Origin of the sequence: Tabrizicola soli, from assembly GCF_015999335.1 — a bacterium.
Taxonomy (GTDB): Bacteria; Pseudomonadota; Alphaproteobacteria; order Rhodobacterales; family Rhodobacteraceae; genus Tabrizicola; species Tabrizicola soli.
This window is the reverse complement of record NZ_JAEACP010000023.1, coordinates 1-13,569: the sequence shown is the minus strand read 5'-3', so window position 1 is coordinate 13,569 and position 13,569 is coordinate 1. Positions and strand designations below refer to the sequence as shown.

The window sequence follows — 13,569 nt, the reverse complement described above, 5'->3', positions numbered from 1 at the left end:
TCCGTGGATAAAGGTGTTGGTCCGCCGTCCTGGGATAGTCAGATCCAGATCCGAGGGGCGACTGCGTTCATTGCGACCCGGACCCAGTATTTCGCAACCTGGGTCACACCGTCATATTGCCTGTTATCATGACCACGCCGTCCCTTGATGAAAGGAACGACATTCAACCGCTTCACGAGGCCGAGGTCCGCGAACAGGTTCGTGTCGATTGCCTGCCGCAGGATAAGTTCGCCGGGAGACGTCACCTGAAGCCGATCCCAGATCCGGGCGATCACCGCCTCCAGCCCTTTTCGGCTGAATCCCGCGAAGTAGAAATCCACCACGCGCGATGGGTAATCACGCAGATTCACGTAGATATCGAAAACCTTGGGACGCTTGCGGATCAGGGCTTCGATATTCGTGACGAGATAGCGGCCGGTCACTTTCCAGATCCCGACCCCCGGCAGGGAAATGAACCGCGAGCGTTTCACCGCCTCGCGGATCAATCCGCCCTCCAGATAAAGCCGGTTCAATGCGGGGTTCTCCTGGGCCGTATACGAGATGCATTCGGTGCGTTCCGCTATGCCCGCATCCGCCGCGATCCTCTCGAACTCGGCTAGATCAGTGCCCGAATTCTCGACCAGCAGCAGCCGGTAGTCCGGATTGCGCCGGACTACATCGGCATAGAACCGGAATGCATCCAGGTAGTCCTGCCGCCGCAGGGCCGAATCCGACCGCACGAGATCAAGTGTCCCCATTCTGGGCGACACCGTGGCGGTCAGGAAGATGACCTGGACATCCGGTCCGGCCATCGACCCCGCCGGGCCGGAGAAGGATGCAAGGCCGCTGGTCATTCCTCCTCCGCATCCAGGAGTTCCATGTTGAGGCCGAGGCCGCGCACTTCCTTGACGAGGACGTTGAACGATTCCGGCACGCCGGCCTCGAAATTGTCCTCGCCCTTGACGATCGACTCGTAGACCTTGGTCCGGCCCGCCACGTCGTCCGACTTCACCGTCAGCATTTCCTGCAGGGTGTAGGCGGCGCCGTAGGCTTCCAGGGCCCAGACCTCCATCTCGCCGAGACGCTGGCCGCCGAACTGCGCCTTGCCGCCCAGCGGTTGCTGGGTGACGAGGCTGTACGGACCCGTCGAGCGGGCGTGCAGCTTGTCGTCAACCAGGTGGTGCAGCTTCAGCATGTATTTCACGCCGACGGTGACCTTGCGCTGGAACTGCTCGCCCGAGCGGCCGTCGAACACCACGGACTGGCCCGAGGTGTCGAAGCCCGCGCGGCGGAGCGCGTCGTTGACGTCCGCCTCTTTCGCCCCGTCGAAGACCGGGGTGGCGATCGGAACGCCCTTGGTCACGTTGCCGGCCAGTTCAAGGAATTCATCCTCGTCCCGGTCGGTGAAGGCGTCGCCATAGGTCTCGTCGCCATAGGCCAGGCGCATGGCTTCCCGAACCGGGGTCATGTCGCCCGAGCGGCGGTATTCCTTCAACGCGTCGTCGATCTTCAGGCCCAGGCCGCGCGCGGCCCAGCCCATGTGGGTTTCCAGGATCTGGCCGACGTTCATCCGCGACGGCACGCCGAGCGGGTTCAGCACCAGGTCGACCGGGGTGCCGTCGGCGAGGAAGGGCATGTCCTCCTCGGGCACCACTTTCGAGATGACGCCCTTGTTGCCGTGGCGGCCGGCCATCTTGTCGCCCGGCTGCAGCTTGCGCTTCACCGCGACGAAGACCTTGACCATCTTCATCACGCCCGGAGGCAGGTCGTCGCCGCGACGCACCTTCTCGACCTTGTCGTCGAAACGGTGGTCCAGGGCGCGCTTCTGCGCCTCATACTGGTCGTGCAGGGCCTCGACGTCCTTGGCATCGGCCTCCTCGCCCAGGGCGAGCTGCCACCACTGGCCGCGCGAGAGCGTGCCCAGCAGTTCCTCGTCGATGGTCGAGCCCGCCTTGATGCCTTTCGGTCCCTTCACGGCGGTCTTGCCCAGGATCAGCGTCTTGAGGCGCGAGTAGATGTTGCGCTCCAGGATCGCCAACTCGTCGTCGCGGTCGCGGGCGAGGCGTTCGACTTCCTCACGCTCGATCTGCAGCGCGCGTTCGTCCTTGTCGACGCCGTGCCGGTTGAAGACGCGCACTTCCACGATGGTCCCGTAGGCCCCCGGCGGCAGTCGCAGCGAGGTGTCGCGGACGTCCGAGGCCTTTTCGCCGAAGATGGCGCGGAGGAGCTTTTCCTCGGGCGTCATCGGCGATTCACCTTTCGGGGTGATCTTGCCGACCAGGATGTCGCCCGGCTGCACCTCGGCCCCGATATAGACGATGCCCGCTTCGTCGAGGTTGCGCAGGGCTTCCTCGCCGACGTTCGGGATGTCGCGGGTGATCTCTTCCGGCCCGAGCTTGGTGTCGCGGGCGGCGACTTCGTATTCCTCGATGTGGATCGAGGTGAAGACGTCGTCCTTGAGGATCCGCTCGGAAATCAGGATCGAGTCCTCGTAGTTGTAGCCGTTCCAGGGCATGAAGGCGACGATCACGTTCCGGCCGAGGGCCAGTTCGCCCATGTCGGTGCAGGGGCCGTCGGCCACCACCTCGCCACGGGTCACGCGGTCGCCCACCTTCACCAGCGGACGCTGGTTGATGCAGGAGGACTGGTTCGACCGCTTGAACTTGCGCAGACGGTAGATGTCGACGCCCGGCTCGCCGGGTTCCAGCATCTCGGTCGCGCGGACGACGATACGGGTCGCGTCCACCTGGTCGATCACGCCGGCGCGGCGGGCCATGATGGCGGCGCCGGAGTCACGGGCGACGACCGCCTCGATCCCGGTGCCGACGAAGGGCGCGTCGGACTGCAAGAGCGGCACGGCCTGACGCTGCATGTTCGAGCCCATCAGCGCGCGGTTGGCGTCGTCGTTCTCCAGGAACGGGATCAGCGAGGCGGCGACCGAGACCAGCTGCTTCGGCGAGACGTCGATCAGGTCGATCGCATCCGGCGGGTTCAGCATGAACTCGCCCGCCTTGCGGCTGGAAATCAGGTCGTCGGTGAAGCGGCCCTCGGCGTCCTGGGCGGCGTTCGCCTGGGCGACGGTGTGGCGCATCTCCTCGGTCGCGGACATGTAGACCACGTCATCCGAGACCTTGCCGTCGATCACCTTGCGATACGGGGTCTCGATGAAGCCGTATTTGTTCACGCGGGCGAAGGTCGCCAGCGAGTTGATCAGGCCGATGTTCTGGCCTTCCGGCGTCTCGATCGGGCACATCCGGCCGTAATGGGTCGGGTGCACGTCGCGCACCTCGAAGCCGGCGCGTTCGCGGGTCAGGCCGCCCGGCCCGAGGGCCGAGAGACGGCGCTTGTGGGTGACTTCGGACAGCGGGTTGGTCTGGTCCATGAACTGGCTGAGCTGCGACGAGCCGAAGAATTCACGCACCGCCGCCGCCGCCGGTTTGGCGTTGATCAGGTCCTGCGGCATGATCGTGTCGATCTCGACCGAGGACATGCGCTCCTTGATCGCGCGCTCCATGCGGAGGAGCCCGACGCGGTACTGGTTCTCCATCAGCTCGCCGACCGAGCGCACCCGGCGGTTGCCGAGGTGGTCGATGTCGTCGATCTCGCCCTTGCCGTCGCGCAGTTCCACCAGCGCCTTGATGCAGGAGACGATGTCGCTGCGATCCAGGGTGCGCTGGGTGTCCGGCTTGTCGAGGTCGAGGCGCATGTTCATCTTGACCCGGCCGACGGCCGAGAGGTCATAACGCTCCTTGTCGAAGAAAAGCGTGTCGAAGAGCTGCGACGCGGCTTCGACGGTCGGCGGCTCGCCGGGACGCATCACGCGGTAGATGTCCATGAGCGCGGTGTCGCGGCCCATGTTCTTGTCCGCCGCCATGGTATTGCGGATGTAGGGGCCGACGTTGACGTTGTCGATGTCCAGCACCGGGATGTCGGTGATGCCCTGGTCGAGCAGCACCTTGACCGAGCCGCCCTTGACTTCGCCGTCGCGGTCCAGTTCCCAGGTCAGCTCGTCGCCGGCCTCGACCCAGATCTCGCCGGTTTCCTCGTTGATGATGTCCTTGGCGACATAACGGCCGAGGATGTGGTCGAAGGGGACCAGAAGTTCGGTGACCTGGCCTTCGTCCTTCCACTTCTTCACCATCCGCGGCGTGGCCTTCTCGCCCGCCTTCAGGATGACTTCGCCCGTGGCCGCGTCGACCAGGTCATAGGTCGGACGCGTGCCCGAGACGCGCTGCGGGAAGAACTTGGTGACCCAGCCCTTGTTCTTCACATAGCTGAAGTTGATCGTCTCGTAATAGGCATCCATGATGCCTTCCTGGTCCATGCCGAGGGCATAGAGCAGCGTCGTCACCGGCAGTTTCCGGCGGCGGTCGATGCGGGCGAAGACGATGTCCTTGGCGTCGAACTCGAAGTCCAGCCAGCTGCCGCGATACGGGATGATGCGGCAGGCGAACAGCAGCTTTCCGCTGGAATGGGTCTTGCCCTTGTCGTGGTCGAAGAACACGCCGGGCGAACGGTGCATCTGGCTGACGATCACGCGCTCGGTGCCGTTCACGATGAAGGTGCCGTTCGCGGTCATCAGGGGCATGTCGCCCATGTAGACGTCCTGCTCCTTGATGTCCTTGACCGACCGGGCCCCGGTGGTTTCATCGACATCGAACACGATCAGGCGCAGCGTCACCTTCAGCGGCGCGGCATAGGTCATGTCGCGCTGCTGGCATTCGTCCACGTCGTATTTCGGCTTTTCCAGCTCGTACTTGACGAATTCCAGGACCGAGGTCTCGTTGAAATCCTTGATCGGGAACACCGACTGGAAGGTGCCCTGGATCCCCTCGTCGTCCAGCGGCTTGTCGCTGTCACCGGACCGCAGGAACAGGTCGTAGGAGGATTTCTGAACCTCGATCAGGTTCGGCATCTCCAGCACCTCGCGGATCTTTCCGAAGTAGCGGCGGATGCGTTTCTGGCCAACATAAGCTTGCGCCATGTTTCTGGTCACCTTTCGTATTTTCGCTGGCGCATCCCCCGTCGGGCCACGGGGTCACGCCGCTTGCGAAGAGGCCGAAGGGTTCCATTCGTGCCGCCCGTCCCGAAGGGAGGCTCCCGAACCCTGTCCGCGCCTGGGGAGAGGCCTTCGACAAAGGCATCTTCCAAGACGCGCATGGCTGGGCCCGACCTGTGTCGGACCCAGCCCTGCCAATCCATCGGGGTTGCCCCCGTGCGGGATTACTTCAGCTCGGCCTTGGCGCCAGCTTCCTCGAACTTCTTCTTCATCGCTTCGGCGTCGGCCTTCGAGATGCCTTCCTTGATCTTGCCGCCGGCTTCCGTCAGGTCCTTGGCTTCCTTCAGGCCAAGGCCGGTCAGTTCGCGCACGACCTTGATCACGTTGATCTTGTTCGCGCCGGCGTCGGTCAGGACGACGTCGAACTCGGTCTTCTCTTCTTCAGCCGGGGCAGCGGCAGCGGCCGGACCAGCCATCATCACAGCGCCGCCAGCGGCGGGCTCGATGCCGTACTTGTCCTTCAGGATGGTCTTCAGTTCCTGAGCCTGCAGGAGGGTCAGACCAACGATCTCTTCGGCGAGTTTGTTCAGATCAGCCATTTTTCAGTTCCGTTTGTTAAGATGGGTTCCAACGATGCGGGGTCAACCACACCGGGCAAAAGGATCAGGCCGCGGCCTTTTCCTCGATGGTCGACAGGATGCTCGCGATGTTCGAAGCAGGCGCGCCAATGGCCCCGGCGATGTTCGACGCGGGCGCACCGATGCAGGACACGATCTGAGCGATAAGCTCTTCGCGCGACGGCATCGAGGCCACGGCTTTCACACCGGCCTGGTCCAGAACCGTGTCGCCCATCGCCCCGCCGATGATGACGAACTTGTCGTTCGTCTTGGCGTAGGCCTCGCAGACCTTGGCCGCAGCCACGGGGTCTTCCGAGAAGGACAGCACGGTCATGCCCGTGAGCAGGTCACCCATCCTTGCGGCGGGCTTCCCTTCAAGGGCGATCTTGGCGAGCGTGTTCTTGGCAACGCGAACGGCCCCCCCCACGTCGCGAAGCTTCGCGCGGAGGTCCTGCATCTGTGCAACCGTCATCCCGGTGTAGTGGGCAACCACCACAACGCCAGAGCTTTCGAAGATCTGGCCGAGTTCCTCGACCACTTTCTCTTTCTGGGCTCTATCCACAGTTTCACTCCAAGGTTGGGGGTTTCCCCCCGGCTCATGTATGCCCCCTTGTGGGGGGCGTCGGGTCCGTTTCAGGTTCCCGAGCCAAGACCACCCGAAGGTGCCTTCAATCTCGTTCCCCATCTCGGGCAGGATTTATGGTGTTTGCGCACCACCCACCGTCTCGGACAGAACCGGGCCTTGCGGCCCGGGTAGTATCCCGGTCTCCCGGGAATTCGTAGGTCGGGGCCTGCCCCGACTCCTTACGCCTGCGTCGCCGACGAGATGTCGACCGACACGCCCGGCCCCATGGTGGACGACAGCGACACCTTCTTCAGGTAGGTGCCCTTGGCGCCCGTCGGCCGGGCCCGCGACACCGCATCCACGAAGGCGCGGATGTTCTGCGCCAGTTTCGCCTCGTCGAACGAGACCTTGCCGACGCCTGCGTGGATCACGCCGGCCTTCTCGACCTTGAACTGGACCTCGCCGCCCTTGGCGCCCTCGACGGCCGTCTTCACGTCCATCGTCACGGTGCCGACCTTCGGGTTCGGCATCAGGTTGCGCGGGCCGAGGATCTTGCCCAGGCGGCCGACGAGCGGCATCAGGTCCGGGGTCGCGATGCAACGGTCGAACTCGATCTTGCCCTGCTGGATCGTCTCCATCAGGTCTTCGGCGCCGACGATGTCCGCACCGGCGGCCTTGGCTTCGTCAGCCTTGGCGCCACGGGCGAAGACGGCGACGCGGACGGTCTTGCCGGTGCCGTTGGGCAGCGCCACGACGCCACGGACCATCTGGTCGGCGTGACGCGGGTCGACGCCCAGGTTCATCGCGATCTCGACGGTTTCGTCGAACTTGGCCGAGGCGGCCGACTTGATCAGCTTGACCGCATCCTCAACCGAGATGTTGGCCTTGCCGGCGAAGGCTTCCTGAGCCTTGGCGATACGCTTTGCGAGTTTTGCCATGGTTCTCAGCCCTTCACATCGATGCCGCAGGACTTGGCCGAGCCGAGGATGATCTGCATCGCAGCTTCCACGGAATTGGCGTTCAGGTCCTTCATCTTCGTCTCGGCGATCTTGCGCAGCTGGGCCGCGGTGATCGTGCCGGCAACCTCGCGGCCCGGCTTGGTCGAGCCCTTGGAGCGCGAACGCTTGCCGACGGGCGGCAGGCCGGCGGCCTGCTTGATCAGGAAGGCGGCCGGCGGGGTCTTGAGCTCCAGGCTGAAAGACTTGTCCTGGTAGTAGGTGATGATGACCGGCGTGGGCGTGCCCGGCGCGATGTCGGCGGTCTTCGCGTTGAATTCCTTCACGAAGGCCATGATGTTCAGGCCGCGCTGACCCAGGGCCGGACCGACCGGGGGCGACGGGTTGGCCTGCTGGGCCTTCACTTGCAGCTTGAGGCTGCCGATAATCTTCTTGGCCATCTGGCCTCTCCTTTGTCACTGCATCCGGGGATGCGGTTTAGTGGTCCGGTCCGTCACGCCGTCAGGCGCGCTCGCCTCCCACGCGATGCACCCTAGACCCCTTTCGAGACCTGGGTGAATTCCAGTTCCACCGGCGTCGCCCGGCCGAAGATCGACACGGTGACCTTCAGGCGGTTGTGCGCCTCGTCCACATCCTCGACCATGCCCGAGAAGCCCTCGAACGGGCCGTCGGTGACCTGCACCGTCTCGCCTATGTCGAAGCGGATCAGGTTGCGCGGGGCTTCCTGGCCTTCCTCGACCCGGTTGAGGATCGCGTTCACCTCGGCATCGCGCATCGGCATCGGCTTGCCCTGCGGTCCCAGGAAGCCGGTGACGCGGTTGATCGAAGAGATCAGGTGATAGCCGCGGTTCGACATTTCCATGTGCACGAGCACATAGCCCGGCATGAAGCGACGCTCGGACGTGACCTTCTTGCCACGGCGGACCTCGATCACTTCCTCGGTCGGAACCAGGACCTCATCGATTTCCTCTTCCAGACCGGCATCGGTGACGGCGGTCTTGATCTGCTCGGCCACTTTCTTCTCGAAGTTCGAGAGAACGCTCACCGAATACCAGCGCTTCGCCATCTGCCTGTCATCCTTGCTGCCCGGGCCATTCGGCCGCGTCATCGTCTGTCCCGGAACAAAAAACAGCGCGCACCCCGAATCGATGCGCGCCGGTGTCCCTTTGGTCGATCCGGGGATTACCCCCGCACCGTCCCCATTGCAAGGGGGAACCGCCGCCTCACGAACCGATGATCGCGTGCAGGCCGGTCCGGATCCCGAGGTCGATCAGGCTGAAGAAGGTCGCAGCCAGCGCCGAGAGGATGAAGACCATCAGCGTGGTCAGAAGGACTTCGCGCCGGGTGGGCCAGACGACCTTGGCCACCTCGTTGCGGGTCTGCTGCAGGAACTGGAGGGGGTTCATCATCGCGATGGGCTTCCGCACTAGGGTCGGAGGGGGAGATACGGCTTTGGGCCGGGGAATTCAAGCGGCTGCGGAAGGTGCGCTGTAGCGCACCCTACGATTGACGATCCGTCCAGGAAGAGGTTGGCAGGGGCAGCAGGGCTCGAACCCGCGACCTACGGTTTTGGAGACCGTCGCTCTACCAGCTGAGCTATACCCCTACGCGAGGCAGGGGTTACGGCAGGCGCGGAGGGAAATCAAGAGGCGATCGGCAGCGTTTGCGGCCGGTCGGACAGATTGCCATGGCAAACCGCGGCCCTGCGCCGCCGGGCTAGAGTTTCGGCCCCATGTTGCGGCCGGGAAAGCGGCGGTCGAACTCGGCGATGAAGCGGTCGGCATCTTCCGGGCGCAGCGTGCGCAGGATCAGGTCCAGCTTCTCCTCCAGCCGGTCGTCCTCCTCCTTGGACTGCGGCGAGCCGACGAAGAGGAAGAAGCCGAGGCCGCCCACCTGCCACAGAAGCTGCAGGAACTCCGACTGCCAGTTCTCCATCGTGTCGCGGCCCATCTCGACCAGGTATTCCGAGACCTCGACCGGCGCGCCATGCTGGAGCTGCTGGTCGACATAGGCGAACCAGCCGAAGGTCCAGTGCCCGATGAAGGCGCCAAGGAACAGGATCAGCGTGATCCAGGCATAGCCATAAGCTTTCCAGATGGACATGGGACCCTCCGTTCCGGCAGCGGCTGCAACCGGCGGCGGGTCGGAATGTTCCAGGCGGGCCGGGGATGCCCCGGCCCGCGCCGGTTCAGATGTTGCCCGCGGCCATCTCGCTGGCGATGTGGTCGGCCTGGCGGATCGCCAGCGCCACGATGGTCAGCGTCGGGTTCTCGGCCGCGCCGGTGGTGAACTGCGAGCCGTCCGAGACGAACAGGTTCGCGATGTCATGGGTCTGGCCCCATTTGTTCACCACGCCATCCTCGGGCTTTTCCGACATCCGGTTGGTGCCGAGGTTGTGCGTCGAGGGATAGGGCGGCGTCGGGAAGGCGCGGGTCGCGCCCACCGCCTCGTACATGGCTATGCCCTGCCTGTAGGCGTGGTTGCGCATCGCCACGTCGTTCGGATGGTCGTCGAAATGGACATTGGCTACGGCCAGGCCGAACTGGTCCTTGGTTTCCGACAGCGTGACCCGGTTCGTGGCCTGGGGCATGTCCTCGCCCACGATCCACATCCCGGCCATGTGCTCGTAATGGTCGAGCGCGGTGGTGAAGCTGCGCCCCCAGCCGCCGGGGTTCAGGAAGGCGGCCATGAAGGGCAGGCCGAGGGCCAGCGTCTCCAGCTCATAGCCGCCGACGAATCCGCGGCTGGGGTCGTGGCGCGCCTCGTCCTGGACGATCCCGGCCATGGTGGTGCCGCGCCACATCCGCACCGGCTTGTCGAAGATCGCATAGACCGAGCCGGTGGTATGCCGCATGTAGTTGCGCCCCACCTGGTCGGAGGAGTTCGCCAGCCCGTTCGGGAACATCGACGAGGCCGAGTTCAGCAAGAGGCGCGGCGATTCGTAGCTGTTGCCCGCGACCGAGACGATGCGCGCCTTCTGCAGTTGCAGGTTGCCGTCCTTGTCGAAATACTCGACCCCCGTCACCTTGCCGCTGTCGTCATGCAGGATCCGCGCGGCGTGGCAACGGTCGCGCACTTCCAGGTTGCCCGTCGCCTCGCCCCTCGGGATGTCGGTATAGGCGGCCGACCATTTGGCGCCCCATTTGCAGCCCTGGAAGCAGAAGCCGGTCTGATGGCAGGCCATCCGGCCGTCGTAATCGGCCGAGTTGATCGCCATGCGGCCGGTATGCACCTCTTTGTAGCCCAGCGCCTTGGCGCCCTTCTCGAAGACCAGGTAGTTGTTGTTGCCGGGCAGGCCCGCCCGATCGCCGGTGCGGGTGACGCCCAGCTTGGCCTCGGCCTTGTCATACCAGGGCGCCATTTCCGCGCCGTCGATCGGCCAGTCGAGCAGGTTCGCGCCCTCGACCTTGCCGTAGGTCGAAAGCCCCTTCCATTCATGCTCCTGGAAGCGGATCGAGGCCCCCGCCCAGTGGGTCGTGGTGCCGCCCACCGCCTTGACGATCCAGGCCGGCAAGCCCGCGAAGTCCTTGGCCACGCGCCAGGAACCCGAGGTCGTCCGCGCATCCAGCCAGGCCAGCTGGCCGAAGCTTTCCCATTCGTCGTTGATGAAGTCCTCGGGCAGGTAGCGCCCGCCCGCCTCCAGCGCGACGACCTTGACGCCCTTCTGCGCCAGTTCGTTGGCCAGCACCCCGCCGCCCGCGCCGGTGCCGATGATGACGACCACGGAGTCGTCGTTCAGGTCGAATTTCGCAACCATGTCCGGTCCCTCCCCCTACAGCCAGTCGATGTCGTTGAAGCCGCGCTCGATGTAGCCGCCCTGGGAGAAGCTTTCCCCCTGGTAGCCGAAGATCGGCCAGACTTCCTTCTGGTTGTAGAGTCCGGTCACGAGGCCTGAACGGACGGTCTGGAAGAAGGGCGTCGTCTCGATTCCTTGCAGGAGCCTGACCCGGTCCTCTTCCCAGCCTGCCGCGACATAGCTGTCGAAACCGGCGGCCTTGGCGGCGGCGTCCAGCGCGGCGACGCCCTCGGCCACCAGCGCCTTTTGCTCCTCGCTGTCATAGCCCTTGACCGCCACGGCATAGAACTGGTCGGGCACCTGGTCATGCGGATAGATGTCGCGCGCCATCTGCAGGAGCGTCGCCATCTCCTCGGGCGTGATCACCGTCACCTCGACCGCCCAGGCGGCATTCGGCGCGGCGATGAAGCCGGTGCCGACCACCGCCAGCGCCCCGGCAGACAGGCTGCGCGACAGGAGCTGACGCCGGGTCAGCCCCCGAAGGTCTTGTCTTGTCATTCTTTCCTCCCTTGTGTCTGGCCGGGCCGGCTGCCTCCTCCCTCCTCAGAGGAAGCGGCCGCCCCGCTGGATGACCTCGATCTGATAGCCGTCGGGGTCGGCGATGAAGAAGAACCGGGCGACCAGCGCGTCGCCGTTGCGGAAATCGACGATCTTGCGCGGCGCAAGGCCCGCCGCCGTCATCCGCGCATGTTCGGCCTCGGCATCCGGCACGCTGACGGCGACGTGGCCATAGCCGTTGCCCAGGTCGTAGGCCTCGTCCCGGCCCTTGTTGACGGTCAGCTCCAGCTCGAAGGTCGATTCGGCGTTGGACAGGTAGATCAGCGTGAAGGTCTCGAAATCCAGCCGTTCGGCCACCTTCAGCCCGAAGGCGGCGTCGTAAAAGGCGACCGAACGTGCTTCCTCCAGCACGCGGACCATGGAGTGGATGAGCTTGGCCATTGCTTCCCCGGAAAGTGGCGTTGATCTGGTAAGATTAACGAACCAATTTGGGGTGAGGTAGTAAGGGAATACTACAGGCGGATTTTCCTATTCGGCCGCGATCGGCGCGCCATGCTGTGGCACCTGGTCCAGCTCGCCCAGATGGATGGTGCAGGCACAGCGCAGGAGAGAGGTGAAATTCGTCGCCTCGCCATGCTGCTCCAGCACTTCGGAGTGCAGCTTCGACAGGAAGGCCGGCGTGGTGCAGCCGTCCTTCGCGGCCATCTGGTCGACGATGCCCCAGAAGGCGCGCTCCAGGCGGATCGAGGTCGACTGCCCGTTCAGCCGCAACCGGCGGGTGACATTTTCGTAACGGGCCGGATCCTGCCCGGCGAACATCTGGCACATCGGCTGGTCTCCCCCCGTCAGGTCGATGGAACGACTGTGGGACGGGGAAGGCGAATCGTCAAATCAACTGCGATGCACAAAGGCCGCCCCGAAGAGCGGCCCTTGCGATCCCGTGCGGACGTAAGATGCGCTGTAGCGCACCCTACGATTGATCATCACGCGATGATCTTCGACACCACGCCTGCGCCGACGGTGCGGCCGCCTTCGCGGATGGCGAAGCGCAGTTTCTCTTCCATCGCGATCGGGGCGATCAGCTCGACCTCGAACTTCAGGTTGTCGCCCGGCATCACCATCTCGGTGCCTTCCGGCAGCTGCACGGTGCCGGTCACGTCCGTCGTCCGGAAGTAGAACTGCGGACGGTAGTTCGCGAAGAACGGCGTGTGGCGCCCGCCTTCCTCCTTGGTCAGGATATAGGCCTCGGCCTCGAACTTGGTGTGCGGCTTCACCGAGCCCGGCTTGCACAGCACCTGGCCGCGCTCCACCCCGTCACGGTCCACGCCGCGCAGCAGCGCGCCGATGTTGTCGCCCGCCTCGCCCCGGTCCAGCAGCTTGCGGAACATCTCGACGCCGGTGCAGACCGACTTCTTGGTGTCGCGGATGCCGACGATCTCGACTTCGTCGCCGACGTTGATCACGCCACGCTCGACCCGGCCGGTCACCACCGTGCCGCGGCCCGAGATCGAGAACACGTCCTCGATCGGCATCAGGAACGGCTGGTCCACCGCACGCGCCGGGGTCGGGATGTATTCGTCAACCGCCTTCAAGAGCGCGCGGATCGAATCCTCGCCGATGTCCTTGCGCTCGCCGATCAGCGCCTGGTGCGCCGAGCCCTTCACGATCGGAATGTCGTCGCCGGGATATTCGTAGGACGACAGAAGCTCGCGCACTTCCATCTCCACCAGTTCCAGCAGTTCGGCGTCATCCACAAGGTCGACCTTGTTCATGTAGACCACCATGTAGGGGATGCCCACCTGGCGGCCGAGCAGGATGTGCTCGCGCGTCTGCGGCATCGGCCCGTCCGACGAGGCCACCACCAGGATCGCGCCGTCCATCTGCGCCGCACCCGTGATCATGTTCTTCACATAGTCGGCGTGGCCGGGGCAGTCGACGTGCGCGTAGTGCCGGGTCTCGGTCTCGTATTCAACATGCGTCGTCGAGATCGTGATCCCCCGCGCACGCTCCTCCGGCGCGTTGTCGATCTGGTCATAGCCCTTGAAGTCGCCGAAATACTTGGTGATCGCCGCCGTCAGCGTCGTCTTTCCATGGTCGACGTGACCGATCGTCCCGATGTTAACGTGCGGTTTCGTCCGTTCAAACTTTGCCTTCGCCAT

Annotated in this window: 14 protein-coding genes and 1 tRNA gene; all 15 read right to left on the bottom strand. The window is 64.6% G+C overall.

What is annotated here, in order from left to right; translation table 11 throughout:
- Window positions 1-38: 38 nt before the first annotated feature.
- A complete protein-coding gene (locus I7S92_RS19015; RefSeq protein WP_197647094.1) occupies window positions 39-833 on the bottom strand; it encodes a hypothetical protein in 795 nt (264 codons plus the stop codon).
- Window positions 830-4,963: a DNA-directed RNA polymerase subunit beta gene (rpoB, locus tag I7S92_RS19010; protein WP_197647093.1), complete on the bottom strand. Its 4,134-nt coding sequence runs from the start codon at window positions 4,961-4,963 to the stop codon at window positions 830-832. The genes I7S92_RS19015 and rpoB overlap by 4 nt, the downstream gene beginning before the upstream one ends.
- A gap of 239 nt (window positions 4,964-5,202) precedes the next feature.
- Complete coding sequence (gene rplL / locus I7S92_RS19005; protein ID WP_197647092.1) at window positions 5,203-5,577, bottom strand: 50S ribosomal protein L7/L12; 375 nt, start codon at window positions 5,575-5,577, stop codon at window positions 5,203-5,205.
- A gap of 64 nt (window positions 5,578-5,641) precedes the next feature.
- Window positions 5,642-6,157 carry a 50S ribosomal protein L10 gene (gene rplJ / locus I7S92_RS19000; RefSeq protein ID WP_197647091.1) on the bottom strand — a complete coding sequence of 172 codons (516 nt, stop codon included), beginning with the start codon at window positions 6,155-6,157 and terminating at the stop codon, window positions 5,642-5,644.
- Window positions 6,158-6,399: 242 nt separating this feature from the next.
- A complete protein-coding gene (gene rplA, locus I7S92_RS18995) occupies window positions 6,400-7,098 on the bottom strand; it encodes a 50S ribosomal protein L1 (protein WP_197647090.1) in 699 nt (232 codons plus the stop codon).
- Window positions 7,099-7,103: 5 nt separating this feature from the next.
- Window positions 7,104-7,556 carry a 50S ribosomal protein L11 gene (gene rplK, locus I7S92_RS18990; RefSeq protein ID WP_197647089.1) on the bottom strand — a complete coding sequence of 151 codons (453 nt, stop codon included), beginning with the start codon at window positions 7,554-7,556 and terminating at the stop codon, window positions 7,104-7,106.
- Window positions 7,557-7,648: 92 nt separating this feature from the next.
- Window positions 7,649-8,182, bottom strand: a complete 534-nt coding sequence (gene nusG, locus I7S92_RS18985; protein WP_197647088.1) for a transcription termination/antitermination protein NusG — start codon at window positions 8,180-8,182, stop codon at window positions 7,649-7,651.
- Window positions 8,183-8,339: 157 nt separating this feature from the next.
- Window positions 8,340-8,531, bottom strand: coding sequence for a preprotein translocase subunit SecE (secE, locus tag I7S92_RS18980; protein ID WP_197647160.1), 192 nt, complete (start codon window positions 8,529-8,531; stop codon window positions 8,340-8,342).
- A gap of 115 nt (window positions 8,532-8,646) precedes the next feature.
- Window positions 8,647-8,722: transfer RNA gene (locus tag I7S92_RS18975), tRNA-Trp, on the bottom strand.
- Window positions 8,723-8,832: 110 nt separating this feature from the next.
- Window positions 8,833-9,219, bottom strand: a complete 387-nt coding sequence (locus tag I7S92_RS18970; RefSeq protein ID WP_197647087.1) for a DUF6766 family protein — start codon at window positions 9,217-9,219, stop codon at window positions 8,833-8,835.
- Between the two features lie 85 nt (window positions 9,220-9,304).
- Window positions 9,305-10,873 carry a GMC family oxidoreductase gene (locus I7S92_RS18965; protein WP_197647086.1) on the bottom strand — a complete coding sequence of 523 codons (1,569 nt, stop codon included), beginning with the start codon at window positions 10,871-10,873 and terminating at the stop codon, window positions 9,305-9,307.
- A 15-nt stretch (window positions 10,874-10,888) separates the two neighbouring features.
- The gene (locus I7S92_RS18960; protein WP_197647085.1) at window positions 10,889-11,410 is read right to left on the bottom strand and encodes a Twin-arginine translocation pathway signal; all 522 of its coding nucleotides are present in this window, start codon (window positions 11,408-11,410) and stop codon (window positions 10,889-10,891) included.
- Between the two features lie 45 nt (window positions 11,411-11,455).
- Window positions 11,456-11,851 (bottom strand): VOC family protein, encoded by a 396-nt coding sequence (locus I7S92_RS18955; RefSeq protein WP_197647084.1) that lies wholly within the window; start codon window positions 11,849-11,851, stop codon window positions 11,456-11,458.
- 87 nt (window positions 11,852-11,938) lie between these two features.
- Entirely contained in the window at window positions 11,939-12,238 is a 300-nt protein-coding gene (locus tag I7S92_RS18950) for a ribbon-helix-helix domain-containing protein (protein ID WP_197647083.1), read from the bottom strand.
- 155 nt (window positions 12,239-12,393) lie between these two features.
- Window positions 12,394-13,569: elongation factor Tu (gene tuf / locus I7S92_RS18945; protein ID WP_197647082.1), on the bottom strand; the 1,176-nt coding region annotated here is incomplete at its 5' end.

Bases quoted from the DNA above. Each gene is read 5' to 3' on its own strand.
- I7S92_RS18950 (WP_197647083.1), bottom strand. From the start codon at position 12,238: ATGTGCCAGATGTTCGCCGGGCAGGATCCGGCCCGTTACGAAAATGTC.
- I7S92_RS18960 (WP_197647085.1), bottom strand. From the start codon at position 11,410: ATGACAAGACAAGACCTTCGGGGGCTGACCCGGCGTCAGCTCCTGTCG.
- rplL (WP_197647092.1), bottom strand. From the start codon at position 5,577: ATGGCTGATCTGAACAAACTCGCCGAAGAGATCGTTGGTCTGACCCTC.
- I7S92_RS18970 (WP_197647087.1), bottom strand. From the start codon at position 9,219: ATGTCCATCTGGAAAGCTTATGGCTATGCCTGGATCACGCTGATCCTG.
- nusG (WP_197647088.1), bottom strand. From the start codon at position 8,182: ATGGCGAAGCGCTGGTATTCGGTGAGCGTTCTCTCGAACTTCGAGAAG.
- I7S92_RS18965 (WP_197647086.1), bottom strand. From the start codon at position 10,873: ATGGTTGCGAAATTCGACCTGAACGACGACTCCGTGGTCGTCATCATC.
- rpoB (WP_197647093.1), bottom strand. From the start codon at position 4,963: ATGGCGCAAGCTTATGTTGGCCAGAAACGCATCCGCCGCTACTTCGGA.
- I7S92_RS19015 (WP_197647094.1), bottom strand. From the start codon at position 833: ATGACCAGCGGCCTTGCATCCTTCTCCGGCCCGGCGGGGTCGATGGCC.
- rplK (WP_197647089.1), bottom strand. From the start codon at position 7,556: ATGGCCAAGAAGATTATCGGCAGCCTCAAGCTGCAAGTGAAGGCCCAG.
- rplA (WP_197647090.1), bottom strand. From the start codon at position 7,098: ATGGCAAAACTCGCAAAGCGTATCGCCAAGGCTCAGGAAGCCTTCGCC.
- I7S92_RS18955 (WP_197647084.1), bottom strand. From the start codon at position 11,851: ATGGCCAAGCTCATCCACTCCATGGTCCGCGTGCTGGAGGAAGCACGT.